The 22,461-nt window shown below is 73.8% G+C and carries 26 protein-coding genes; 14 read left to right on the forward strand and 12 right to left on the reverse strand.

Going from position 1 to position 22,461, the window contains the following annotated elements:
• Window positions 1-46 precede the first annotated feature (46 nt).
• Window positions 47-937, forward strand: coding sequence for an ATP phosphoribosyltransferase (hisG, locus tag KPF22_RS15180; RefSeq protein ID WP_062395153.1), 891 nt, complete (start codon window positions 47-49; stop codon window positions 935-937).
• Window positions 938-1,040: 103 nt separating this feature from the next.
• Here the strand turns inward: hisG and KPF22_RS15185 are convergent, their stop codons facing one another.
• Genes KPF22_RS15185 through KPF22_RS15205 form a run of 4 tightly spaced genes read right to left on the reverse strand, consistent with a single transcriptional unit; the run spans window position 1,041 to window position 4,647 of the window.
• Window positions 1,041-1,886, reverse strand: coding sequence for a thioesterase family protein (locus tag KPF22_RS15185; RefSeq protein ID WP_208820908.1), 846 nt, complete (start codon window positions 1,884-1,886; stop codon window positions 1,041-1,043).
• Between the two features lie 7 nt (window positions 1,887-1,893).
• Complete coding sequence (locus tag KPF22_RS15190; protein WP_224402465.1) at window positions 1,894-2,781, reverse strand: PD-(D/E)XK nuclease family protein; 888 nt, start codon at window positions 2,779-2,781, stop codon at window positions 1,894-1,896.
• Window positions 2,782-2,824: 43 nt separating this feature from the next.
• Window positions 2,825-4,069: a calcium-binding protein gene (locus KPF22_RS33160; RefSeq protein WP_308010400.1), complete on the reverse strand. Its 1,245-nt coding sequence runs from the start codon at window positions 4,067-4,069 to the stop codon at window positions 2,825-2,827.
• Window positions 4,066-4,647, reverse strand: coding sequence for a TasA family protein (locus KPF22_RS15205; RefSeq protein ID WP_224402466.1), 582 nt, complete (start codon window positions 4,645-4,647; stop codon window positions 4,066-4,068). Before KPF22_RS15205 ends, KPF22_RS33160 begins: the two co-directional genes overlap by 4 nt.
• Before the next feature lie 85 nt (window positions 4,648-4,732).
• Here KPF22_RS15205 and KPF22_RS15210 point away from each other — a divergent pair, with 85 nt between their 5' ends.
• The 5 genes from KPF22_RS15210 to KPF22_RS15230 all read left to right on the forward strand — a co-directional run bounded on the left by KPF22_RS15210 (window position 4,733) and on the right by KPF22_RS15230 (window position 9,124).
• Window positions 4,733-5,320 carry a signal peptidase I gene (locus KPF22_RS15210; protein ID WP_208823761.1) on the forward strand — a complete coding sequence of 196 codons (588 nt, stop codon included), beginning with the start codon at window positions 4,733-4,735 and terminating at the stop codon, window positions 5,318-5,320.
• An 11-nt stretch (window positions 5,321-5,331) separates the two neighbouring features.
• Window positions 5,332-6,321: a tRNA (adenine-N1)-methyltransferase gene (locus KPF22_RS15215; RefSeq protein ID WP_224402467.1), complete on the forward strand. Its 990-nt coding sequence runs from the start codon at window positions 5,332-5,334 to the stop codon at window positions 6,319-6,321.
• Between the two features lie 226 nt (window positions 6,322-6,547).
• Window positions 6,548-8,368: a proteasome ATPase gene (arc, locus tag KPF22_RS15220; RefSeq protein ID WP_178373760.1), complete on the forward strand. Its 1,821-nt coding sequence runs from the start codon at window positions 6,548-6,550 to the stop codon at window positions 8,366-8,368.
• 156 nt (window positions 8,369-8,524) lie between these two features.
• Window positions 8,525-8,671 carry a hypothetical protein gene (locus KPF22_RS15225; protein WP_224402468.1) on the forward strand — a complete coding sequence of 49 codons (147 nt, stop codon included), beginning with the start codon at window positions 8,525-8,527 and terminating at the stop codon, window positions 8,669-8,671.
• 54 nt (window positions 8,672-8,725) lie between these two features.
• The gene (locus tag KPF22_RS15230) at window positions 8,726-9,124 is read left to right on the forward strand and encodes a VOC family protein (RefSeq protein WP_208823759.1); all 399 of its coding nucleotides are present in this window, start codon (window positions 8,726-8,728) and stop codon (window positions 9,122-9,124) included.
• A gap of 19 nt (window positions 9,125-9,143) precedes the next feature.
• On the opposite strand, the gene KPF22_RS15235 is transcribed toward KPF22_RS15230, so the two are convergent.
• The 3 genes from KPF22_RS15235 to KPF22_RS15245 are packed head-to-tail and all read right to left on the reverse strand — an operon-like array spanning window position 9,144 to window position 12,066.
• Window positions 9,144-9,464 carry a hypothetical protein gene (locus tag KPF22_RS15235; RefSeq protein WP_208823757.1) on the reverse strand — a complete coding sequence of 107 codons (321 nt, stop codon included), beginning with the start codon at window positions 9,462-9,464 and terminating at the stop codon, window positions 9,144-9,146.
• Window positions 9,451-10,752 carry an acyclic terpene utilization AtuA family protein gene (locus KPF22_RS15240; protein ID WP_208823756.1) on the reverse strand — a complete coding sequence of 434 codons (1,302 nt, stop codon included), beginning with the start codon at window positions 10,750-10,752 and terminating at the stop codon, window positions 9,451-9,453. The genes KPF22_RS15235 and KPF22_RS15240 overlap by 14 nt, the downstream gene beginning before the upstream one ends.
• A gap of 12 nt (window positions 10,753-10,764) precedes the next feature.
• Complete coding sequence (locus tag KPF22_RS15245; protein WP_208823755.1) at window positions 10,765-12,066, reverse strand: CitMHS family transporter; 1,302 nt, start codon at window positions 12,064-12,066, stop codon at window positions 10,765-10,767.
• A gap of 109 nt (window positions 12,067-12,175) precedes the next feature.
• On the opposite strand from KPF22_RS15245, the gene KPF22_RS15250 reads away from it, so the two are divergent.
• On the forward strand, window positions 12,176-13,135 hold the full coding sequence (locus KPF22_RS15250) for a LysR family transcriptional regulator (RefSeq protein ID WP_224402469.1): 960 nt from the start codon (window positions 12,176-12,178) through the stop codon (window positions 13,133-13,135).
• On the opposite strand, the gene KPF22_RS33165 is transcribed toward KPF22_RS15250, so the two are convergent.
• Window positions 13,132-13,860 (reverse strand): helix-turn-helix domain-containing protein, encoded by a 729-nt coding sequence (locus tag KPF22_RS33165; protein ID WP_224402470.1) that lies wholly within the window; start codon window positions 13,858-13,860, stop codon window positions 13,132-13,134. The genes KPF22_RS15250 and KPF22_RS33165 overlap by 4 nt on opposite strands.
• Window positions 13,861-13,934: 74 nt before the next feature.
• Window positions 13,935-14,492 (reverse strand): YceI family protein, encoded by a 558-nt coding sequence (locus tag KPF22_RS15260; protein ID WP_062395132.1) that lies wholly within the window; start codon window positions 14,490-14,492, stop codon window positions 13,935-13,937.
• Between the two features lie 91 nt (window positions 14,493-14,583).
• On the opposite strand from KPF22_RS15260, the gene KPF22_RS15265 reads away from it, so the two are divergent.
• Both KPF22_RS15265 and lpdA read left to right on the forward strand, forming a co-directional pair.
• Window positions 14,584-15,102, forward strand: a complete 519-nt coding sequence (locus tag KPF22_RS15265) for a MarR family winged helix-turn-helix transcriptional regulator (protein WP_224402471.1) — start codon at window positions 14,584-14,586, stop codon at window positions 15,100-15,102.
• Between the two features lie 9 nt (window positions 15,103-15,111).
• The gene (gene lpdA, locus KPF22_RS15270) at window positions 15,112-16,515 is read left to right on the forward strand and encodes a dihydrolipoyl dehydrogenase (RefSeq protein WP_208823752.1); all 1,404 of its coding nucleotides are present in this window, start codon (window positions 15,112-15,114) and stop codon (window positions 16,513-16,515) included.
• Window positions 16,516-16,617: 102 nt separating this feature from the next.
• Here lpdA and KPF22_RS15275 read toward each other — a convergent pair whose 3' ends face one another.
• On the reverse strand, window positions 16,618-16,812 hold the full coding sequence (locus KPF22_RS15275) for a hypothetical protein (protein ID WP_062395124.1): 195 nt from the start codon (window positions 16,810-16,812) through the stop codon (window positions 16,618-16,620).
• Window positions 16,813-16,978: 166 nt separating this feature from the next.
• On the reverse strand, window positions 16,979-17,536 hold the full coding sequence (locus KPF22_RS15280; RefSeq protein ID WP_062395122.1) for an NUDIX domain-containing protein: 558 nt from the start codon (window positions 17,534-17,536) through the stop codon (window positions 16,979-16,981).
• Window positions 17,537-17,645: 109 nt separating this feature from the next.
• Here KPF22_RS15280 and dop point away from each other — a divergent pair, with 109 nt between their 5' ends.
• From dop to KPF22_RS15305, 5 genes are all read left to right on the forward strand, one after another.
• Window positions 17,646-19,154: a depupylase/deamidase Dop gene (dop, locus tag KPF22_RS15285; RefSeq protein WP_178373948.1), complete on the forward strand. Its 1,509-nt coding sequence runs from the start codon at window positions 17,646-17,648 to the stop codon at window positions 19,152-19,154.
• Between the two features lie 106 nt (window positions 19,155-19,260).
• Window positions 19,261-19,458: a ubiquitin-like protein Pup gene (locus KPF22_RS15290; protein WP_020626587.1), complete on the forward strand. Its 198-nt coding sequence runs from the start codon at window positions 19,261-19,263 to the stop codon at window positions 19,456-19,458.
• A 164-nt stretch (window positions 19,459-19,622) separates the two neighbouring features.
• Window positions 19,623-20,510 carry a proteasome subunit beta gene (prcB, locus tag KPF22_RS15295; RefSeq protein ID WP_083474099.1) on the forward strand — a complete coding sequence of 296 codons (888 nt, stop codon included), beginning with the start codon at window positions 19,623-19,625 and terminating at the stop codon, window positions 20,508-20,510.
• Between the two features lie 40 nt (window positions 20,511-20,550).
• On the forward strand, window positions 20,551-21,366 hold the full coding sequence (prcA, locus tag KPF22_RS15300) for a proteasome subunit alpha (protein WP_224402472.1): 816 nt from the start codon (window positions 20,551-20,553) through the stop codon (window positions 21,364-21,366).
• Complete coding sequence (locus tag KPF22_RS15305) at window positions 21,363-21,881, forward strand: SRPBCC family protein (RefSeq protein ID WP_374107506.1); 519 nt, start codon at window positions 21,363-21,365, stop codon at window positions 21,879-21,881. The genes prcA and KPF22_RS15305 overlap by 4 nt, the downstream gene beginning before the upstream one ends.
• A 6-nt stretch (window positions 21,882-21,887) precedes the next feature.
• Here KPF22_RS15305 and KPF22_RS15310 read toward each other — a convergent pair whose 3' ends face one another.
• Window positions 21,888-22,397, reverse strand: coding sequence for a copper chaperone PCu(A)C (locus KPF22_RS15310; RefSeq protein WP_208823744.1), 510 nt, complete (start codon window positions 22,395-22,397; stop codon window positions 21,888-21,890).
• Window positions 22,398-22,461: the final 64 nt, after the last annotated feature.

A 22,461-nucleotide genomic window follows, 5' to 3' on the forward strand; every position in this document is an offset into this window, starting at 1 on the left:
CGACCCACCGACACCACCACCGACGACGACCGTCAGGAGAGCGGAAATGCTCCGCGTGGCACTGCCGAACAAGGGCACCCTGGCCGAGCCCGCCGCGACGATGATGCGCGAGGCGGGGTACCGCCAGCGGACCGACTCGCGCGACCTCAGCGTGGTCGACGACGAGAACGAGATCGAGTTCTTCTACCTGCGGCCCAAGGACATCGCGACCTACGTCGGCAAGGGTGACCTGCATCTGGGCGTCACCGGCTTCGACCTCATGGAGGAGTCGGGCAGTCAGACCCAGGAGATCATCCCGCTCGGCTTCGGCAGGTCGCGGTTCCACTTCGCGGCCCCGGCCGACGCCGACTGGAAGATCGAGGACCTCGACGGCCGCAAGATCGCGACCTCCTACCCCCGTCTGGTCCGCTCGTACCTGTCCGGCAAGCGGATCGGCGCGGAGATCGTGAAGCTCGACGGCGCGGTGGAGATCTCCATCCAGCTGGGTCTGGCCGACGCGATCGCCGACGTCGTGTCCTCCGGCCGCACCCTGCGCCAGCACGGTCTGCAGATCATCGGCGAGGCCATCGCCACCTCGCAGGCCACGCTCATCGAGCGGGAGAAGCGGCACGACCGCGCCGAGGACGCCGAGACCACCCGTCTGAAGAAGGTCTTCGCCGACCGGCTGCAGGGCGTCGTCGTGGCCCGCGAGTACCTGATGATGGACTTCGACTGCCCGGAGGGGCTGCTGGAGGCAGTGGAGAAGGTCGCACCGGGCCTGCAGGCGCCGACGGTCTCGCCGCTGTCGAAGAAGGGCTGGGTCGCGGTCCGCACGATGGTGCGCACCAAGGACACGAACCGCGTCATGGACAAGCTCGCCGACATCGGCGCCACCGCGATCCTCACCTCCGAGATCCGGTCCTGCCGCGCGATGACGGTCAACGGCCACGGCCACTGAGCCCACCCCGTCCGACGTCCGTTCCCCCCACGGCGGCCCGCCCCGGTGACTCCGGTGGCGGGCCGCCGTCGTGCGGCCCGGGGCGGTGCCGGCGGCCGTACGGCTAGCGGGCCCGGACGGTCAGGGCCTGGGCGATCCGGCCGGTGTGCCCGTCGTCGTCGAACAGGGTGGCCGAGCAGGTGCCCAGCCCGTCCGGCCCGACGACGGTCGCGGCGTCGACGCCCATCCACTCGCCGGCCGGGGCCCGGTGCAGGTGCACCGTCAGCTCGGTGTTGACGAACAGCCAGCGCGTCACGTCCAGCGGTGCGGCGAGCCCGTTCGCACAGTCCGCGGCGACCATCAGCCGCTGCGCCGGGCTCGGCTCCTCGCCCTCGACGAGCGGGACCCGCATCCGGATCCAGCCGCGCCCCGGGCCCTCGTCGCCGAGGCGGCCCCCGTCGAGCCAGGCCCACTCGATCGCGTCGAGGAACCCGGGCAGCCAGCCGTCCGGCCGCTCGGTGCGCACGACGGCGGCGTCCCGCCCGGGCAGCGCGACGGCCTGCCCCTGCGCGACGACGGCGGTGTCGGACGCGGCGAGCCGCCAGGCCCGGGCCCGGAGCACGTCCCGGTCACCGGCGCGCATCGTCGCCGACAGCAGCTCGATCGTCCGTCCGGGCCGTTCGACGCCCGCGGTGACCGTGACCGGCCCGGCGGGCACCGCCCCGAGCACCTCGACCGTGACGCGGGCGATCCGCCACCCGGCCCGGGCGCCGCCGGGGCGGGACTCGGGCAGCCGTTCCAGGGCGCGGACCAGCAGCGCCGAGGGCGGGCCCATGTGCTGGGCGTCGGCGAACCAGGGGCCGGTCGTCGACGGCGTCGCCTCGAAGGCGGCGCGGGTGACGCCGTCGGCGGTCTGCTCGCCGCGGGGCAGGTAGAACGGGCCGGGCGGGATCGGGGGCGGTGCGCTCACCCGTCGATCATGCCGCGCCGCCCGGCCAGCCGGGGTACGGCGGGGGAGTGCCGCCCCAGGCGGGGCAGTGGATCTTGTGGTCGCAGGTGCGGCAGGCCGGGCCGGTGCGGGGCCGGAAGTCCCCGGTGGGGGCGGCGAGCCGGATGGCGGTCCACACCGCCTCGAGCAGGCGCCCGAAGCGGGTGAGCTCCTCGGCGTCGGGCCGGTAGGTCAGGGCGGTGCCGTCGGCCAGGTAGAGCAGGCGCAGCTCGTCGGGGACGCGGCCGTGGGTCAGCAGGACGGCCAGTGCGTAGAACTTGAGCTGGAACAGCACGCCGGACTCGTAGCCCTCGCCGGGCGTCGCGCCGGTCTTGTAGTCGACCACCCGCAGCCCGTCGGGACCGTCGTCGAGCCGGTCCAGGATGCCGCGCAGCGGCACCGGCGCCGTGCCGCCGGCACCGGGCAGGGCCGCCTCGATGCGGGTCTCCACCGCCGTCGCGGTGACGCCGGCCGGGTCCTCCAGCGCGAAGTAGCGGTCGAGCAGCGCCGAGGCCGAGTCCAGCCAGAGTGCGAGCTGCGGGTCCTCCGGGCCGCTGAACAGCGCCGCCGCGGCGGGCTCCGCGGCCGCGAGGTCGTCCCAGCAGGGTCCGAGCAGCCCCCGTGCGGCCTGCGGGGTCCGGTCGGCCGGGTCCCGGGCGAACAGCCGCTCCAGCACCGCGTGCACCAGTGTCCCGCGGACCTGCGCCTGCGACGGCGGCTCCGGGAGCCGGTCGACCGCACGGAACCGGTAGAGCAGTGGGCAGCGGCGGAAGTCCGCCGCACGCGACGGGGACAGGGCGGGGGGACGCGGTGCGGTGGCGGCCGGGGACGCACCGGCCCCGGCCGCGTGGGCGGACGGGGGCTCCTCGACGGTCACGACGGGCAGGCTAGCCGTGCCCCCCGACGATTCCGGGATCCGATCAGCCGGGCGGCGCGGTCGTCGCCGGGTCGGGCTCGCCCTCGGGCACGGCCGGCGCTGGCGGGGCCGGCTCCGGGGGTGTGGAGGCGGGGTCCCCGGGCGCGGCCGGGTCGGCCGAGCCTTCCGGCACCGGAGTCGCGCCGGGTGCCGGTGACGGTGCGGCCGCCGGTGGCGTCGCGGCGGGGGCCGGTGCCGTGCACGCGGTCAGGAGGTCCTCCGGGCCGGCGTCCGGACAGGTCGCGCCGTCGGCGAGCCCGCCGTGCAGCAGGTCCGGCACGCGCGGGTTCTCCGGTCCGCCGAGCAGGGTGTCGGCTCCGGCGCCGCCGTACAGCCGGTCGGCGCCGTGCCCGCCGGAGAGACGGTCGTCGCCGTCGCCGCCGAGCAGCACGTCGTCCCCGGCCCCGCCGTCGAGCACGTCGTCCCCGCCCGCCCCGACCACGCAGTCCCGCCCCGCGGACCCGGTGATCCGGTCGGGTCCGGGGGTGCCCACGACGAGCAGCGGCCCGGTGGCCCCCGGCCGGTCGGTGCGGGCGTCGAAGACGGCGCCGTCCCCGCTCAGGACGACGGTCTCGGTGACCGAGGTGATACCGGCGTCCACGCACTCGGCGGGCGGGGCGGCGACGGCCGGGGCGACGCTCGGCGCGGCGACCCGCAGCGAGCGGGCCCCGAGCAGGGTCGTGCCGATCCGCAGGGTCCCGTCCACCCGGTCGGTGAACCCGCCCGAGACCCGCAGCCGGAGTGTCGCGCCCTCGGTGCGGGGCAGGAGCACGACCGGGCCCACCGCGACGGTCAGCGGGACCGTCACCACGGTGCCGGGGGCGAGTGTGGTGACGATGCGGTCCTTCCCGTCGAGCAGCGCGCAGTACGACTCGGCGGCCCGCGACCCGATCCGGACCGTGAGCGAGCCGACGTTCAGGCCGTCGAGCAGCCCGCCGACCCCGCTGGTGCAGGCGGTCGAGGAGTACGCCGGCAGCGACACCGACAGCGTCGCCGGCACCGAACCGCGGTAGTCCACGGTCACCGAGGTGGTCGTCGTCGAGTTCGCCCGCAGGCCGGTCAGTGCGACCGCGGGCGGGGTCGCCCGCCCGCCCAGCACCACCGTGCCCGCCGAGGTCGAACCCGCGGCACCCGGGTCGCTGTCGGTGAACACGGCCCAGGTGCCCCAGGCCGCGGCCGAGACCGCGACGATCACGGCCGCGGCCCCCAGCGCGAGCGCTGCCCGCCGCCGGGGGACCGCCGGGCTCACGACTGGTTCAGGGTGAACGTCGACCCGACGGTGATCCGGTCGCCCTGCACCTTGTTGTCCGCCGACGGCGGCAGCGCGAAGGTCAGCGTGTAGGTACCGGTGGCCCCGGCGCCCAGCGGCCCGGACGGCAGCGGGCTCTGGACGAAGGTGCGCAGCGGTACGGCCGCCCCCGTGGTGCCCACCCCCGGCCCGGAGACGACCTGGACGGTCATCTCGTCCTGCAGGTTGCCGCCGGCGGCGCAGGCGTTCGCGGCCACCTTCTCCGCCTCCGCCTCGGGCTCGGTGCAGGTGACGTCGGACCCGGTCGCGGTCAGCGATCCGGTGACGGTGCCGGGGACGGAACCGGCGTTGCGGACGTCGACGGTGACGGTGGTGGAGAAGCCGGGGGCGATGTTGGCCTGGTTGAAGAGGACCTTGTCGGCGTTGGAGCCGACGGTGAGGTCGAGGGTGCCGGAGGAGACCTGCCCACCCGGCCCGTCCTCGGTGTCGGTGAAGGCGGCGTAGGTGCCGAGGCCGATCGCGAGTACCGCGACCGCGACCGCGGCGACGCCGATCCCGAGGCGTGTGCGTGTGTCCATGCGCGTGGACGTTCCCGCTGCATCGGCGCAGCTCACCGCACGATCGTGTACGTCACGTGCCCGGACGCCGACCTAGGGTGATCCGATGGGCCGAGACCCCGCTGCACCCTCGCGCACGTCGTGGCCGGCACCGGCCGGCCTCCGCCCGTCGCCGTGGCGCCGGATCGGCGGTGCGCTCGTCACCGTCGTCGTGCTCGGGCTGGTCGGGCTGGCCGTGGCGGTCGCCGTCGTCCCCGCGGTCACCGGGTCCCGCGCGTACACGGTGCTGTCCGGGAGCATGGTCCCGACCCTGCCGGTCGGGTCGCTGGTCGTGTCCCGCCCGGTGGACGCGGACGGCGTCGTCGTCGGTGACCTGATCTCCTTCGTCGACCGCGACCGGGCCAGCGGCGAGACCCGGACCGTCACCCACCGTGTGGTCGCGGTCGATCCCGGCCCCGTGTTCACCACCCGCGGCGACGCGAACCCGGCGCCGGATCCGCATCCGGTGACGGCGCAGGACCTGCTGGGCCGGGTCTGGTACCACCTGCCCTGGGTCGGTGGCGCAGCCGGGTTCCTGCGGACCGGCCCGGGCCTGGTGGTCGGTGGGGGCGCGGTGCTCCTGCTGCTGGGGCTCTGCCTGCTCGTGCCGCGCCGCCGACGCCCCGGCGACCGGGCCGTGCGGGAGCGCGGATAGCGTCGTCGCCCGTGCACGACGCCCTCCCGACCTCCGACGGTGCCACCGGTCCCGTCGACGCCGACCTCCCCGACGCCGACCCCAGCGCCGCCGACCCGGCCGACGCCGGCCCGGCCGACGCCGGCCCCGCCGGCGACGACCACGTCGCCGGGAGCGCCGACGTCGTCTGGGAACCCCCGCGCCGCGGCGGGCCGTTCCGCGAGGGCGACCGGGTGCAGCTCACCGACCCCAAGGGGCGCCGCTACACCGTCGTCCTCCAGGCCGGCGGGGCGTACCACACCCACCGCGGCCAGATCGACCACGACGACATCATCGGCTCGCCCGAGGGCGGGCTCGTGCACTCCGCGGCGAACACGCCGTACCTGACCATGCGCCCCCGCCTGGCCGACTACGTGCTGTCGATGCCCCGCGGCGCCCAGGTGATCTACCCCAAGGACTCCGCGCAGATCCTCATGTGGGGCGACGTGTTCCCCGGCGCGCGGGTGCTGGAGGCCGGTGCCGGGTCCGGCGCACTGACCTGCTCGCTGCTGCAGGCCGTCGGGCCGACCGGCAAGGTGATCTCCTACGAGGTCCGCGACGACCACGCCCCGCACGCGGTCACCAACGTCGAGACCTTCTTCGGCCACCGGCCCCCGCACTGGGAGCTGACCGTCGGTGACGTCAGGCAGCACCGCGGCGAGGTCGACCGGGTCGTGCTGGACATGCTCTCGCCGTGGGACGTGCTCGACACCGTCCGCGACTGCCTGGTGCCGGGCGGGATCCTCGTCGGCTACGTCGCGACCACCACCCAGCTGTCGGTGCTCACCGAGGCGCTGCGGGAGATGCAGTGCTGGACCGAGCCCGAGTCCTGGGAGGCGATGGTCCGCCCCTGGCACGTGGTGGGTCTGGCCGTCCGTCCGGAGCATCGGATGATCGCCCATACGGCCTTCCTGCTGACCACCCGGCGGCTCGCCGACGGCGTCACGCCGCCCCGGCAGCAGCGACGGCCGACCGGCCGCTGACCTGTGCGTTCTGTCCGGTTTCGACCGGATCACGGCCGCGACGCGCCGGAGCGCGGAACGAGAACGTTACGAACTACCCTCCGTGTGGACGTGGCGGTGACGCCCGTGAAGCCGCAGAGTGACCACATGGTGCCGACCGGCTGAGGCCCGGATCACCGGTTCGACGCACCGTCGCGGTCACCCGTCACGGGTACCGTGGTGAGACGGAACACGGAGGGAGGCTGCCGTGAACCACCCCTACGACGACGGTCCCGGCAACCAGGGTTTCCAGTCTGACCGCGACCTCAGCCCCGCTGAGGCCGCCGAGCACATCCGTCATCTCGAGCACGAGATCTCCACGCTGCGTCAACGGCTGACCGAGACGCCCCGGCACGCCCGAGTGCTGGAACAGCGGCTCGCCGAGACCACGAGCCGGCTCTCCGCGCTCAACGCTCGGAACGAGAAGCTGACCGAGACCCTCAAGGAGGCCCGCGGCCAGCTGGTCGCGCTCCGCGAGGAGGTCGACCGGCTCGCGCAGCCGCCGTCCGGCTACGGGGTCTTCCTCGGCCGGTACGACGACGACACGGTCGACGTCTTCACCTCCGGCCGCCGGATGCGGGTCCCCGTGTCCCCGGCGGTCGAGGGCGAGACGCTGCGCAGCGGCCAGTCCGTCCGGCTCAACGAGGCGCTCACCGTGGTCGAGGCCATGGGCTTCGAGCAGGTCGGTGACCTCTACTCGCTGCGGGAGATCATCTCCCGTCCGGGTGAGGACGGCTCGGCCGGTCGCGGCCTGGTCGTCGGCCACTCCGACGAGGAGCGGGTCGTCTGGCTGGCGGCGCCGCTGTTCGAGCTCGGACAGGAGGAGGGCACCAGCCCGCTCAAGTCCGGCGACTCGGTCATGGTCGACTCGCGGGCGGGCTACGCCTACGAACGGGTCGCCAAGGCCGAGGTCGAGGACCTCGTGCTCGAGGAGGTCCCGGACATCGCCTACTCCGACATCGGCGGCCTGTCCCGGCAGATCGAGCAGATCCAGGACGCGGTCGAGCTGCCGTTCCTGCACACCGAGCTGTTCACCCAGTACGAGCTGCGCCCGCCCAAGGGCGTGCTGCTCTACGGGCCGCCCGGCTGCGGGAAGACGCTCATCGCGAAGGCCGTCGCGAACTCGCTGGCGAAGAAGATCGCCAAGCAGCGGGGCGACGACCCGGACGAGGGGCGCGCGTTCTTCCTCAACATCAAGGGCCCCGAGCTGCTCAACAAGTTCGTCGGCGAGACCGAGCGGCACATCCGGCTGATCTTCCAGCGCGCGCGGGAGAAGGCGAGCGCCGGCACTCCGGTGATCGTGTTCTTCGACGAGATGGACTCGATCTTCCGGACCCGTGGCTCGGGTGTGTCCTCCGACGTCGAGACGACGATCGTCCCCCAGCTCCTCGCCGAGATCGACGGCGTCGAGGGCCTGGAGAACGTCATCGTCATCGGTGCGTCGAACCGTGAGGACATGATCGACCCGGCGATCCTGCGGCCGGGCCGGCTCGACGTGAAGATCAAGATCGAGCGCCCGGACGCCGAGGGCGCGATCGACATCTTCTCCAAGTACATCACCGACACCCTGCCCATCCACGAGGACGACCTGGCCGAGTTCGGCGGCGACCGCACGGCGTGCACCACCGCGATGATCCAGCGGATCGTCGAGCGGATGTACGACGAGTCCGAGGAGAACCGCTTCCTCGAGGTCACCTACGCCAACGGGGACAAGGAGACCCTCTACTTCAAGGACTTCAACTCCGGCGCGATGATCCAGAACATCGTCGACCGCGGGAAGAAGTCCGCGATCAAGGCGGTGCTCGAGTCCGGCCAGCCGGGGCTGCGGGTCCAGCACCTGCTGGACGCGATCGTCGACGAGTTCGCCGAGAACGAGGACCTCCCGAACACCACCAACCCCGACGACTGGGCGCGGATCTCGGGCAAGAAGGGGGAGCGGATCGTCTACATCCGCACCCTGGTCACCGGCAAGAACGACGCCACCGGCCGCGCGATCGACACCGCGTCGAACACCGGCCAGTACCTGTAGGCACGCTCCGCGCGCACGGGCCCCGCCGCATCCTGCGGCGGGGCCCGTCGCGTGTCCGTGGATCGTCACCCGGTGGAATGATGTCCGGACGAAACGGGCATCCTGTGCACGGAGCCGTGCACGTCCGTGTCGCGGCCCGCCACCACGGAGGTCCTCATGGCCGGCATCATCGGGCGCATCAGCGCATTCCTGAAGAGCCCGCAGGGGCGTCGCTACAGCGACCAGGCCAAGCGGATGGCGAGCGATCCGCGCAACCGGAAGCGGGCGCAGGACATGCTGCGCCGCTTCCGCGGGAAGCGCTGAGCACTGTCCGATCCGTTCACGACGCCGGGCCGCCCGCGGCCTAGCGTCGTGGGCATGGACACCTCGATCGGCGCCGAGCTCGACATGATCGGCATCGTGGTCACCGACATGACCCGCTCGCTGGCCTTCTATCGCCTGCTGGGGCTGGAGTTCCCCGAGGGCTCCGAGACCGAGGCGCACGTGGAGACCACGCTGCGCGGCGGCGTGCGTCTGGCCCTGGACCTGCAGTCGATGGTGGAGGGCTTCCACCCGGGCGTCGCCCCGGACGGCCACGGACGGGTCGGGCTGGCGTTCCGGCTGCCGACCGCCGCGGCCGTCGACGACGCCTGGCGCCGGGTCACCACGGCCGGTCACGCCTCGGTGCTGGACCCGTTCGACGCGCCGTGGGGGCAGCGCTACGCCACCGTCGCCGACCCCGACGGCTCGTCGCTGGACCTGTTCGCCTGGGCCTGACCCGCGGCGCCTGTCCCGCTCACCGCGGGCCGGGCGGCGGCGGGAGCGCCAGTGCCAGCAGCCGCGACGACAACGACTTGCCGTGCGTGTCCAGCTCGGTCGACACGGTGACCCCGCCGCCGCGGATCCCGGTGCAGACGAACTGCAGGCAGCTCACCCGGGACAGCTCGTGGCGGGTGACCTCGCCGCCGACCCAGCGGTCCAGGCCCGCCCGCACCAGCTGCGGGGTCAGCACGGCCACGAGCAGCGGGTAGGACGCGTCGTCGTACGGGACCACGGTCAGCGTCGCCACCGTCCCCTTGTCCCCCGCGCGGCAGTGCGCGATCTCATGCAGCAGCACAGCCGGCCTCCAGGACGGTGACCCGCGGGACGACGGCCGCGCGGGGGACGAGGGTGGACAGCACACCGACGACCTCGTCGAGCCGGGTGCGCACACCGCCCCCGCCCGCCGGGCCGTTGGTGTAGAGCGCCTCCACCTCGTGGGCGAGGACGTCGAGCACGTCCGGGTCGTGGTGCAGCGCCGCGACCCGCAGCCGCGCGTCGGTGTCGCCGCCGCGGACCTCGATCCGGGGGGCGACGGCGAGGCCGCGGACCCGCTCGGCGACGACGTCGGCGGCCAGCCGGGCCCGGGCCGCGGCGTTCGGGCCCACGTAGGAGATCCCGGCCTCGACCCGGTGCCCGGCCCGGTAGCCGACGCTGACCTTGAGCTCGTCCGGGCGGGCCCGGCCGGTGGCGCCGGCGACGCGGACCCGGTCGGGCCCGTCGTCGTCGACGGACACGCCGCGCAGGTCCAGGACGACGTCGGGGGTGCGGTAGCCGGTCGGGTCGGTCACCTCGTAGAGCAGCTGCTCGCGGACCGTGTGCCGGTCGAGGCGCCCGCCGGTGCCGTCGAGCTTGCCGTAGCGCGCGGTCCCGTCGGCGGCGACGTCGGCGAACGGGAACCCGAGCTCGGCGAGCCGGGGGACGTCGAGGTGCCCGGGGTCGGCGGCGTACCCGCCGGTCAGCTGCCCGGCGCACTCCAGCAGATGACCCACCAGGGTGCCCGCGGCGGCCTGGTCAGGGTGGTCGAGGTCCCAGCCGAGCCGGTGCGCCAGCGGCGCGAGGAACAGCGACGGGTCCGCCACCCGCCCGGTGACGACCACCGCGGCCCCGGTGTCCAGCGCGGGCGCGATCGCGTCGGCGCCGAGGTAGGCGTTGGCCGACACGAGCTCGCCGTGCTCGCCCAGCGGGCGGCCGTCCTCGGCCGCGGGCGCCGCCGGGTCGATCGCGTCGAGCACGTCGTCGCCGGTCACGACGGCCACCGGCGCGGCCGACCCGAGGCGGTCGAGGTGCTCGCGCACGACACGACCGGCCGCCGGTGGGTTGGCCGCCCCCATGTTGGTGAGCAGCCGGACCCCGCCCGCGAGCAGGTCCGGCAGCAGCGCGGTCAGCCGCTGCCCGAGCCGGGGGTCGTACCCGGTGGCCGGGTCGGCGAGGCGCCGGCGGTGGCCGAGGGCGATGGTGCGCTCGGCGAGGCACTCCAGGACGAGGTCGTCGAGCCCGCCGCGGCGGGCCAGGTCGACCGCGGGCCCGATGCGGTCACCGGCGAAGCCTGCACCGCTGCCGATCCGGGTGGTGGCCGAGGGCATCGGGGTCTCTCCTCAGAGGCTCAGGGCGCCGGTGAGCAGCGCGACGACGGTCATGACGGCGGTGGTGCCGAACGCCCACCCGAAGACGAACCGCTGGTGGCGGCCCAGCTCGACGGCGGTGAGCCCGAGCAGGATGAAGGTCGAGGCGGTGAGCGGGCTGAGCGGGAACCCGGTGGTCATCTGACCCAGGATCGCGGCCCGGGCGACCTCCGCGGGGTCGCCGCCCAGCGCGGCCGAGGTCTCCGCCAGCACCGGCAGGACGCCGAAGTAGTACGCGTCCGGGGTGAACACCAGGCTGAGCGGCATCGAGGTCAGCGCCACCGCGACGGGGAGCACGCCGCCCGCGCCCTCGGGGACGAGCCCGACCAGCGACTGCGCCATCGCGGTGATCATCCCGGTGCCGCCCAGGACGCCGGTGAACACGCCCGCCGCGAAGATCATCGCCGTCACCAGCACGACGTTGTGGCCGTGCTTCTCGAACAGCGCGCGCTGGCCGTCCCAGGTCGGCCGGTTGACCAGCAGTGCGACGACGAAGGCGCAGAGGAACACCACCGGCAGGTCGGCCAGCTGCAGGAGCAGCACGACGACCAGGGTCAGGGTGAGCACGACGTTGACCACGAACCGGACCCGGTCGGCCCGCGACCGCACGGCGGGCGCCCCGGCGGCCCCGGGTGCGTCGGCGGGCTCGGGCAGCGCGACGACGCCGAGGCGGGCGCGTTCGCGGCGGCCGATGACCCAGGCCGCGAGCAGCACCCAGGCGATGCCGGCGGCCATGGCGGGCAGCAGCGGCACGAACACGTCGGAGGCGGTGAGGTCGAGCGCGGCCATCGCCCGCGCCGTCGGGCCGCCCCACGGGATCATGTTCATCACCCCGGCCCCGAGGCACACCAGCGCCGCCAGCACGATCCGGCGCATCCCGAGCCGGTCGTAGAGGGGCAGCATGGCGCTCACCATGATCAGGAAGGTGGAGGCGCCGTCACCGTCGAGGGCGACGAGCACGGTCAGCGCGGCCGTGCCGACGCAGATCTTCAACGGGTCCCCGCCCGCCCACCGGACCACCCGGCGGATCGCCGGGTCGAACAGCCCGGTGTCGAGCATCAGGCTGAAGTACAGGATCGCGAAGGTGATCATGATGGCGACCGGGGCGACGGTCTCCAGACCGGTCGCGACGTACTCGCCCAGCCCGCCGCCCAGCCCGGCGGCGACGGCGGCTGCTGCCGGGACGACGGTCAGGGCCAGCAGCACCGACACCCGCCCGGACAGCACGGCCGCCAGGAACACGGCGATGGTCAGGAATCCGATCGCGGCGAGCATCGTCGACCTCCTCGTCGGCGTCCGGGCCGGCATCGGCCCGGACGTACGGTGCGGGCCGGGACCTATGATCGTCAAAGACCGAATCCGGATCGACTGATGCGGTGGCGACATGGATCTGACGTTGCAGCAGCTCAGGACGGTGGTCGCGGTGCACGACGCGGGGGGATTCACCGCGGCCGCGGCCGTGCTGCGGACTGCGCAGCCCTCGCTGAGCCGCACGGTCGCCGAGGTCGAACGGCTTCTCGGGGCGCGGCTGTTCGAGCGGACCACCCGCCGCCTGGAGCCGACCCCGGCCGGCGCGGCGGTCGTCGCGGCCGCACGCCGCGCCCTCGACGGGGTCGCGGCGGAGCTGCGCCACGTCGAGCACGTCCTGGACGGGCAGGCGGGCACCGTGCGGATCGCGACGCTGCCGTCGCTCGCGGCGATCCTGCTCCCGGGGGTGGTGTCGGCGTTCCTGCGCCGCCGCCCGGGGGTCCGCCCGGAGATCTCCGACGCCCTCGCCGACGAGGTCACCGAGCGGGTGCGTTCCGGCCGGGCCGACCTCGCCGTCACCGTGGTGCACGGCCGGGCCCCCGAGGACCTCCTGGTCACCCCGGTGGCCGCCGACCGGTTCTGCGCCCTGCTGCCTCCCGGTCACCCGCTCGCCGGGCGCCCGGAGCTGCGCTGGACCGACCTCGACGGCGAGGAGTTCGTCGACTTCGACGCGTCCACGAGCATCCGCCAGCACGTGGACCGGGCGCTGGCCGAGTCGGGCAGCCGCCCCGGGCGCGGCGTCGCGGCCCGCAACATCGCCGCGGTCGCCGGGCTCGTCGCGGCCGGCCTCGGCGTGACGGCCGTGCCCGGGCTGGTGGTGCCGCTCACCGGTTTCGCGGGACTGGCCGCGGTCCCGCTCGCCGATCCGGTCGTGCGGCGGCGGATCGCGCTGGTGCTCCCGCGCGGACGCCGCCCCGTCCCGGCCGCGTCCGCGTTCGCCGGGCTGCTGACCGGGGCGTCGGTACGGCCGCCCCTGCCGGCGCACGCGCGGTGGGCGGCACCGGTCGGGCCTCCCGGCACGGGGGACCGGGCCTAGGAGCCCGGCCGGGCGGCGACCGGGAGGGCACCGGGGGACACCCCGGCAAGGGCCCGGACCTCGCGGGACAGGTGGGGCTGGTCGGCGTAGCCGGTGCGGGCGGCGACCGCGGCCGGGGGGACGCCGTCGTACAGCAGCGCGGCTGCGGCCCGGAAGCGCAGCACCCGCCGTGCGACGGCCGGCCCGTACCCGAGGGTGGCGACGCAGCGGCGGTGCAGGGTGCGTCCGGTGACGCCGAGCCGGTCGGCCAGCTCCGCGGCGGGCATGCCGCCGGCCAGGGCGCGCAGCGCGGCACGGGGGAGCGGGGCGGGCGTCCGGTCGTCCACCGCCGCCGCCTGCAGGGCGAGGGCCAGCCGGGCGAGCCACGCGGCGTCGTCGTCGCCGGCAGGGGTGGGCCGGAGCAGCCCGCGTCGGCCGGAGTCGAGCACGTCGGCGAGCGGGACCCGGCGGTCGCGCAGCGCGTCGGCCGGGACGCCCAGCAGGGCCGGGAGGGCGCCGGGGCGGAAGCGCAGGCCGGTGGTCACGCCGCCCGCGCGCGAGCCGGCGAGGTGCGCCGTGGTGTCGGGACCCGCGACGACCGCCCGGCCGCCGGACAGGAGCAGGTCCATGCAGCCGTCGGGGAGGACCCGCTGGACGTGCGGCGCAGTTCCGGCGTGCGCCCGCCAGGTCACCTCGACGACCGCGCGCAGCGGTCCGGCGGGGGCCGTCTCGGCGTAGCTGCGCACGGCACCAGCCTACGGACGCGGCACGGCCCCGGTACCGGCGTCGCCGGTCCGGGGCCGTGGCCGCGGGTGCGGGGTCAGGAGGCGCGCAGGACCGCCTGGATCTCCAGCTCGACGCCGACCTTCTCGCTGACGACGACGCCGCCGCCGTCCATCGGCAGCTCGATGTCGACACCGAACTCCGAGCGCTTGACGGTGGTCTTGGCGGTGAACCCGGCGCGGGTGCCGCCCCACGCGTCGGGGCCGAAGCCGTTCAGCTCGAGGTCCAGCTCGACGGGCTTGGTGACGCCCTTGAGGGTCAGGTCGCCGGTGAGCACGTAGTCCTCGCCCTTCGCGGCGATCCCGGTGGACCGGAAGGTCCACTCCGGGTACTTCTCGACCTCGAAGAAGTCGGCGGAGCGGATGTGGCCGTCGCGCTGGTCGTTGCCGGTGGTGATCGAGGAGGCGTCGATGGTGGCGGTGACGGTGGAGTCCTCGAGCCGCTCCGCGGTCACGAGCTCGCCGGAGACCTTCTCGAAGCGGCCACGGACCTTGCTGACCATCATGTGACGGACGACGAACGCCACGTCGGAGTGCACCGGGTCGATGTCCCAGGTGCCGACGACGTAACCGGGGATGGTGGTGGCGGCGGTCATGGTGGTGACTCCTCGAAATAGTTGAACTCTCACTTGTTGAGAGCGATACTAGGTGCAACGAATGCCACGCCCCAATGTTTCGGAGGGTGCTATGAGTCACACACGCTGGTTGGACGACGAGGAGCAGCGCACCTGGCGCGCCTTCCTGGCCGCGCAGCGGCTGGTCTCGGAGAAGGTGGAGCGACGCCTGCAGGCCGGGGCGGGGATGCCCCAGGCGTACTACGAGATCCTGGTCCGCCTGTCCGAGGCGCCGGACCGCACTCTGCGGATGAGCGTCCTCGCGGACTCCGCGCTGTCCTCGCGCAGCCGGGTGTCGCACGCGGTGGCCCGGATGGAGGAGGCGGACTGGATCGAGCGGCGGTCCTGTCCCACCGACCGCCGCGGCCAGCTGGCCCGGCTGACCGACCGCGGCTTCGAGGTGCTGGCCGGTGCGGCCCCCGACCACGTCGAGAGCGTCCGCGAGGCGGTGTTCGACGGGCTGACCCCTGCCCAGCAGGCCGGGCTGCGCGAGGCGTGCGAGGCGGTCGTCGCGCACCTGTCCGGTGGCGGGGAGTGGCCCGTGACCCGGGACTCGGGACCGGACGGCCCGGACCCGGCCCAGGCGTCCTAGGCTGGGCACATGCCTCATTTCGACGTCGTCGTACTCGGAGCCGGACCCGGTGGATACGTGGCGGCCATCCGTGCCGCCCAGCTCGGCCGCAGTGTGGCGGTGATCGAGGAGAAGTACTGGGGCGGTGTCTGTCTCAACGTGGGCTGCATCCCCTCCAAGGCGCTGCTGCGCAACGCCGAGATCGCCCACATCGTCACCAAGGAGCAGAAGACCTTCGGTCTGTCCGGTGAGGTGTCGCTCGACTTCGGCGCCGCCTTCGACCGCAGCCGCTCGGTCGCGGACGGGCGCGTCAAGGGCGTGCACTTCCTGATGAAGAAGAACAAGATCACCGAGTTCGACGGGTTCGGCCGCTTCACCAAGCCGGGCGAGATCGAGGTCGAGCTGTCGAAGGGCGGCAACGAGACCGTCACCTACGACGACGTGATCATCGCCGCGGGCTCCACCGTCAAGCTGCTGCCGGGCACCGAGCTGTCCGACCGCGTGGTGACCTACGAGGAGCAGATCCTCACCCGCGAGCTGCCGGAGAGCGTGATCATCGCCGGCGCCGGTGCGATCGGCGTCGAGTTCGCGTTCGTGCTGGCCAACTACGGCGTCGACGTCACCATCGTCGAGTACCTGGACCGGCTGCTCCCGCTCGAGGACGCGGACGTGTCCAAGGAGCTGCTCAAGGCCTACAAGAAGCTCGGCGTGACGGTGCGGACCTCCACCAAGGTCGAGTCCATCACCGACGACGGCAAGGGCGTCACCGTCTCGGTCTCCTCGTCCAAGGGCAGCGAGGAGCTCCGCGCGGACAAGGTCGTGCAGGCGATCGGCTTCGCCCCGCGGGTCGACGGCTACGGTCTCGACAAGCTCGGCGTGAACCTCACCGAGCGCGGCGCCATCGAGATCGACGACTACATGCGCACCAGCGTGGAGCACGTCTACGCCATCGGTGACGTCACCGCGAAGCTCATGCTCGCCCATGTCGCCGAGGCGCAGGGCATCGTCGCCGCCGAGACCCTGGCGGGCGCCGAGACCCAGGAGCTGAACTACAAGATGATGCCGCGCGCGACCTTCTGCAACCCGCAGGTGGCGTCGTTCGGCTACACCGAGGCCGAGGCCCGCGACCTGGCCGACGAGAAGGGCTGGAAGGTCAACACCGCGACCTTCCCCTTCACCGCGAACGGCAAGGCGCACGGCATGGCCGAGCCCGCCGGCTTCGTCAAGCTGATCGCCGACGACACCTACGGCGAGCTGCTGGGCGGACACATCATCGGCGCCGAGGCGACCGAGCTGCTGCCCGAGCTGACCCTGGCCCAGAAGTGGGACCTGACCGTCCACGAGATGGCGCGCAACGTGCACGCGCACCCGACCCTGTCGGAGTGCCTGCAGGAGGCGATCCACGGCCTGGCCGGCCACATGATCAACTTCTGATCACGGCCGCGACGGGCCCGCGTCCCACCCGGGGTGCGGGCCCGTCGCGCTGCCCGGCCCCGCCTCCGGGTGCACGGGGACCCCCCGGCGGGGCGGGGAGGGTCAGGACCGGCGGGAGTCCGGCTCGCGTCGGGCGGTGTGCTCGCGACGCGTGGTGGAGCCCGCGGCGGCGCGCTGCTCGTGGCGCTCGGCGGCCAGTGCCGCCTCCACCGCGGCCTGCACGGCGGCGGTGTTGACGTCGGGATCGATCAGCCTGGCGGCGGCGAGGGAACGGGCCGAGACCGAGATGCTGACCATGGGTGACTCCTGGGACTGTCGCGTGGTGGGCGTGGTGGGCGTCGGGGGAGGCTCCACGCTGGGCCCTTCCCGGGGTGGCGTCGCGCGACCCGCCCGGTGTCGACCGATCAGGCACCGATGTGGGTGACGTATGTTACCCACTGGTAAACGCGCTGGCCCGAGGACCTTAACGGACGAGGTCGGCCAGCAGCAGGCGGGTGACGTACAGGCCGTCGGGGACCCAGGCCCGGTCCGGCGCGCCGATCCGGGCCGCCAGCTCGTCGAGGGTCCACCAGCCCCCCTCGGCCACCTCCGAGGGCTGGTGGGTCACCGGGCCGTCGGAGAAGGCGCGGTAGACGTGCACGTGGGCCCGCAGACCGTCCGGGCCGGTGCCGGGCCCGGTGTCGACACCCAGCGCGGCGGCGTCGAAGGCGACCACGGCCAGCTTCTCCAGCGGCACGCCGGTGACGCCGAGCTCCTCGCCCAGCTCGCGGGCGGCGCACGCGTCGGGGGTCTCGCCCTCGTCGAGGACCCCGCCGGCGAGGCAGTCCCACATCCCGGCCATGACCAGCTTGGTGTCGGTGCGACGGTGCACGTAGACCCGCGTGCCGTCGGCGGAGCGGAGCAGGACCGCCGTCGTGGCGTGCCACAGCGAGCGCGCGTAGACCTCGCCGCGCTCGGCGACGCCGGTGGGCGTGCCCCCGGCGTCGAAGACGGTCAGGCGCTCACGTGCGGGATCGGTCACGCCACGATGATCCCGCCGGGCCGCGGTGCACCCCGGGTGGGGGCGCGGACGGTTAGTCTCGTGCAATGCACTCTCGCGCAGGGGGCCGGTCGTGACGGCCCGCCGGATCATGGGCACCGAGGTGGAGTACGGCATCGCCGTGCCCGGTGACCCCACCGCGAACCCCGTCGTCACCTCGACGCAGGTGGTGCTGGCCTACGCCGCCGCGGCGGACGTGCCCCGCAACCGCCGGGCGCGCTGGGACTACGAGGTGGAGTCGCCGCTGCGCGACGCCCGGGGGTTCGACCTGTCGGCGCCGTCGCTGGCGCCGCAGCTCGACACCGACCTCGACGACCTCGGCGCGGCCAACGTCATCCTCACCAACGGCGCCCGGTTCTACGTCGACCACGCCCACCCGGAGTACTCCACTCCCGAGGTCCTGTCCCCGCGCGACATCGTGACCTGGGACAAGGCCGGCGAGCGCATCATGCTGGAGGCGGCGAACCGCGCGGCCACCGTGCCGGGCGCGCCGCGGATGCAGCTCTACAAGAACAACGTCGACGGCAAGGGCGCCAGCTACGGCTCCCACGAGAACTACCTGATGGCCCGGACGACGACGTTCCCGTCGATCGTCACCGGCCTCACCCCGTTCTTCGTGACCCGCCAGGTCGTCTGCGGCGCCGGCCGGGTCGGCCTCGGCCAGCAGGGTGACGAGGCCGGCTACCAGATCGCCCAGCGCTCGGACTACGTCGAGGTCGAGGTCGGGCTGGAGACCACGCTCAAGCGCGGCATCATCAACACCCGCGACGAGCCGCACGCCGACGCCGACAAGTACCGCCGCCTCCACGTCATCATCGGCGACGCGAACCTGTCCGAGATCTCGACGCTGCTCAAGGTCGGCACCACCGCCCTGGTCCTCGACATGATCGAGAAGGGGCGCTCGTTCGAGGACCTGCGCCTGGCCGAGCCGGTGAAGTCCGTCTCGCGGATCAGCCACGACCCGACGCTGCAGCGGACCGTCCCGCTGGCCGACGGCCGTCACCTCACCGCGGTGCAGATCCAGCAGGAGTACCTGGCCCGCGCGGTCGAGCACATGGAGCAGACCGTCTCCCCGCGCCGCGAGGAGTGGGACCCCGACACCCGCGAGGTCGTCGAGGAGTGGGAGTCGGTGCTGGTCGACCTGGAGCGCGACCCGATGCTGACCGCCGACCGGCTCGACTGGACGGCCAAGCTCAAGCTGCTCGAGGCCTACCGCGAGCGCGACGGCCTGACCTGGGCGTCGGGCCGGCTCGGGATGGTCGACCTGCAGTACTCCGACGTGCGGCTGGCCAAGGGTCTCTACAACCGGCTCGTCACCCGCGGGTCGATGCGCCGGCTGGTCACCGAGGAGCAGGTCGCCGCGGCGATGACCGAGCCGCCCGAGGACACCCGCGCCTACTTCCGCGGCACCTGCATGGGCCGGTTCCCGGTCGAGGTCGCCGCCGCGTCCTGGGACTCGGTGATCTTCGACCTGGGCCGCGAGTCCCTGGTGCGGATCCCGACGCTGGAGCCGCTGCGCGGGACCCGCAAGCACGTGGGGGAGCTGTTCGAGGCGGTGTCGACGGCCGAGGAGCTGGTCGACAAGCTCACCGCCTCCTGAGCCCGCCCGCCGGGGGAGCGGATCACACGCCGCTGCGCAACAGGCGATTTTGTCGCCCCCGGTGGGTAGGGTGAACCTGCAGGCAACTCTGCGAGGAGGAGGCGTCATGTCCCAGGAGCAGACCAAGCGCCAGGGTGGCGGCGACGGAGACGACGAGTCCGGGGAGAACGCGTCCGGATCCGGTCAGGAGCGCCGCGAGAAGCTCGGTGAGGACGTCGACACCATCCTCGACGAGATCGACGACGTGCTCGAGGAGAACGCGGAGGACTTCGTGCGGTCCTACGTGCAGAAGGGCGGTGAGTGAGCCCCACGGGGCCACTCACCCTGCCGCACCCCGGCACCAGCAGTACCGTCCCGGCCGGGTCCGCACCTGCGGGCCCGGCCGTGCCGGAAGGGCCGCGGACCCCGCCGACGTGGGGGAGCGGGACCACCGGCGCACGCAGTTCGAACGAAAGGCACGTCCGAGAGATGGAGTTCCGGCCGTCGGTCACCTCCGGGCTGGTGCCCGGGCACCACACGGGTCAGCTCGGCACCTTCCTGACCGGGTCGCAGTCGTTCTCCGACTTCGTCGGCGGCGCGGCCCCGCACCTGCTCCCCGGCGCGGGCCTGGACCGGACAGCCGGTCCCGGCACCTCCGCCGACGCCCTGGGCGTCCCGCACGGCACCACGATCGTCGCGCTGCTGTTCGCCGGCGGCGTCGTGATCGCCGGTGACCGCCGCGCGACCGCGGGCAACGTGATCGCCCAGCGCGACATCGAGAAGGTGTTCGTCACCGACACCCACTCCGCCGTCGGCATCGCCGGCTCCGCGGGGATCGCGCTGGAGATGGTCCGGCTGTTCTCGGTCGACCTCGAGCACTACGAGAAGCTCGAGGGCGTCCCGCTCTCGCTCGACGGCAAGGCCAACAAGCTCGCCGGCATGGTCCGCCAGAACCTGGGCGCGGCGATGCAGGGCTTCGTCGTCGTCCCGCTGTTCGCGGGCTACGACACCGACGCCGCCGACCCGGCGCAGGCCGGCCGGATCGTCACCTTCGACCCGACCGGCGGCCGGTACGACGAGAACCTCGGCTTCCACGCGGTCGGTTCCGGCTCGGTGTTCGCGAAGTCGTCGCTGAAGAAGCTGCACGACCCGGCCGCGGACCTCGACGGCGCGGTGCGCACCGCGGTCGAGGCGCTCTACGACGCCGCGGACGACGACACCGCCACCGGTGGGCCGGACACGGTGCGGCGCATCTACCCGGTGGTCGTCGGCATCACCGCCGAGGGCGCCGTGCGCCGCGACGACGCCGAGATCGCCGCCGTCGTCGACCAGGTGATCGCCGGGCGCCGGGAGCGCCCTGGCGGTCCGTCCCGCTGACCCCCTCCCCGCACGAAGCACGAGCCTGGAGCGCCTCCCCATGACGATGCCGTTCTACTCCTCCGTCGACCAGCTGCTGCGCGACCGTTCCGAGCTGGCCCGCAAGGGCATCTCGCGCGGCCGCAGCGTGGTCGTGCTGACCTACGCCGGTGGCGTGCTGTTCGTCGCGGAGAACCGGTCGACGGCGCTGCACAAGGTCTCCGAGATCTACGACAAGATCGGCTTCGCCGCGGTCGGCCGGTACAACGAGTTCGAGAACCTGCGTACCGGCGGGATCCGGATGGCCGACTTCCGCGGGTTCACCTACGACCGGCGCGACGTGACCGGCCGGATGCTGGCCAACGCCTACGCCCAGGCGCTGGGCACCGCGTTCGTGGAGCAGCAGAAGCCCTTCGAGGTGGAGCTCTGCGTCGCCGAGGTGGGCGTCGAGGCGGCCGGGGACCAGCTGTACCGGATCACCTACGACGGGTCGATCACCGACGAGCCGCGGTTCGTCGTCATGGGCGGTCAGACCGAGCCGATCTCGCAGAAGCTGTCCGAGACCTACTCCCACGGCCTGGAGCTGGGCGCGGCGATCGAGGTGGCGCTGGGCGGGCTGCAGGTGCCGGGCGCGGACCCGGCGTCGCCCGGCAACGGCGCGAACGCGCAGCCGCGGGTCCTGGGCGCCGAGGCGCTCGAGGTCGCGGTGCTCGACCGGACCCGGCCACGGCGGACCTTCCGCCGTCTCGAGGGTGCGGCGCTGGCCGACCTGCTCCCGGCCGCGAACCGCGGCACCGAGGAGCCCGAGCCCGACGTGGCGGGCGGGGACGACACCCCGGCCGCCGGTGGGGCACTGGGCGGGGACGGGGCGTCCTGACCCGCTTCTCCGCGACCACCGCGTCCGAGGCCGTCGTGACGGCCTCGCGAGACGACGTCTGGCGCGTCCTGACCGATCCCGATGTGCTGCCGACGCTGACGCCGCTGCTCAACCGGATCGACGCCGACTCCGCGCGGGACGCGGCCGTCGACGGCTACGAGCTGTGGCGCTGGCACATGGTGCGGATCGCGGTGCTCGGGGTGGGCATCAAACCGGTGTTCACCGAGCGGATGACCTTCGTCGAGGGCAAGCGGATCGAGTTCACCCATGCGCCGCCCACCGGAGTCAGCGAGTGGGCGGGCGCGGAGGGCTACTACGCGCTGAGCGACGCCGACCCGGAGCCGGACGGCTCGCCGGCGACGCATCTGGAGATCTCGCTGACCGTCGACGTCGACATGCCGCTGTCGCGGCTCGCGGCGCCGGTGGTGACCCGGACGATGAAGGCGACGATGGACGCGACCGGGGACCGGTTCGCGGCCAACCTGCTGCGTCGCCTCGGGGCGCGCGAGCGCTGAGCGGGTTCAGCCGCGGTCCGGGTTGTCGACCGGGAGCTCCAGGGTGATCGACCCGGCGCGCTCGAAGGTGAGGGTGACCGGGTAGGTCGGGCCGACCGACAGTGCCTGGCGCAGGTCGTCGAGGGTCACCGTGGCCCGGGTGACCGACGCCGCGCCGGCGGGGACGGTGGACCCGGTGTCCCCCACCAGCAGCGTCGCGCCGCCGAGCAGGGCCTGCTCGCCGCCGACGGCGACGTCCTCGGCCAGCGGGGAGCTCGCCGAGACCAGCCGGTCGGCGGTGTCGCCGCTGTTGACCGCGACGAGGCGCAGCCCGACGTCGGAGCCCGCGGGGTGGGCGATCCCGCCCTCGGCGTCGTCGGCGGGTGCGATGGCCGCGTCGCGGATCTCGATCGTGCCGATCGAGGCGACCGCGTCGCCCGCGGTGCCCATCGGGTCGTCCAGGTCGACGGTGGGTGCGGCGGTGCCGCACCCCGCGAGCAGGAACAGGGCCAGCAGTGCGGGCGCGGTACGTCGCATGTGCCCGGGTTCCCCGTTCCGGGCCCCGTCCACGCACGGTCCGTCTCCGTGGCATGATGGTTGA

This window comes from Pseudonocardia sp. ICBG1034 (assembly GCF_020131375.1).
In the GTDB taxonomy this organism is placed as follows: domain Bacteria; phylum Actinomycetota; class Actinomycetes; order Mycobacteriales; family Pseudonocardiaceae; genus Pseudonocardia; species Pseudonocardia alni.

Coding starts and splice junctions, on each gene's coding strand:
- hisG (WP_062395153.1), top strand. CDS start 47: ATGCTCCGCGTGGCACTGCCGAACAAGGGCACCCTGGCCGAGCCCGCC.
- KPF22_RS15205 (WP_224402466.1), bottom strand. CDS start 4,647: ATGGACACACGCACACGCCTCGGGATCGGCGTCGCCGCGGTCGCGGTC.
- KPF22_RS15210 (WP_208823761.1), top strand. CDS start 4,733: ATGGGCCGAGACCCCGCTGCACCCTCGCGCACGTCGTGGCCGGCACCG.
- KPF22_RS15225 (WP_224402468.1), top strand. CDS start 8,525: ATGGCCGGCATCATCGGGCGCATCAGCGCATTCCTGAAGAGCCCGCAG.
- KPF22_RS15230 (WP_208823759.1), top strand. CDS start 8,726: ATGGACACCTCGATCGGCGCCGAGCTCGACATGATCGGCATCGTGGTC.
- KPF22_RS15240 (WP_208823756.1), bottom strand. CDS start 10,752: ATGCCCTCGGCCACCACCCGGATCGGCAGCGGTGCAGGCTTCGCCGGT.
- KPF22_RS15245 (WP_208823755.1), bottom strand. CDS start 12,066: ATGCTCGCCGCGATCGGATTCCTGACCATCGCCGTGTTCCTGGCGGCC.
- KPF22_RS15250 (WP_224402469.1), top strand. CDS start 12,176: ATGGATCTGACGTTGCAGCAGCTCAGGACGGTGGTCGCGGTGCACGAC.
- KPF22_RS15260 (WP_062395132.1), bottom strand. CDS start 14,492: ATGACCGCCGCCACCACCATCCCCGGTTACGTCGTCGGCACCTGGGAC.
- KPF22_RS15265 (WP_224402471.1), top strand. CDS start 14,584: ATGAGTCACACACGCTGGTTGGACGACGAGGAGCAGCGCACCTGGCGC.
- lpdA (WP_208823752.1), top strand. CDS start 15,112: ATGCCTCATTTCGACGTCGTCGTACTCGGAGCCGGACCCGGTGGATAC.
- KPF22_RS15275 (WP_062395124.1), bottom strand. CDS start 16,812: ATGGTCAGCATCTCGGTCTCGGCCCGTTCCCTCGCCGCCGCCAGGCTG.
- dop (WP_178373948.1), top strand. CDS start 17,646: ATGGGCACCGAGGTGGAGTACGGCATCGCCGTGCCCGGTGACCCCACC.
- KPF22_RS15290 (WP_020626587.1), top strand. CDS start 19,261: ATGTCCCAGGAGCAGACCAAGCGCCAGGGTGGCGGCGACGGAGACGAC.
- prcB (WP_083474099.1), top strand. CDS start 19,623: ATGGAGTTCCGGCCGTCGGTCACCTCCGGGCTGGTGCCCGGGCACCAC.
- prcA (WP_224402472.1), top strand. CDS start 20,551: ATGACGATGCCGTTCTACTCCTCCGTCGACCAGCTGCTGCGCGACCGT.
- KPF22_RS15310 (WP_208823744.1), bottom strand. CDS start 22,397: ATGCGACGTACCGCGCCCGCACTGCTGGCCCTGTTCCTGCTCGCGGGG.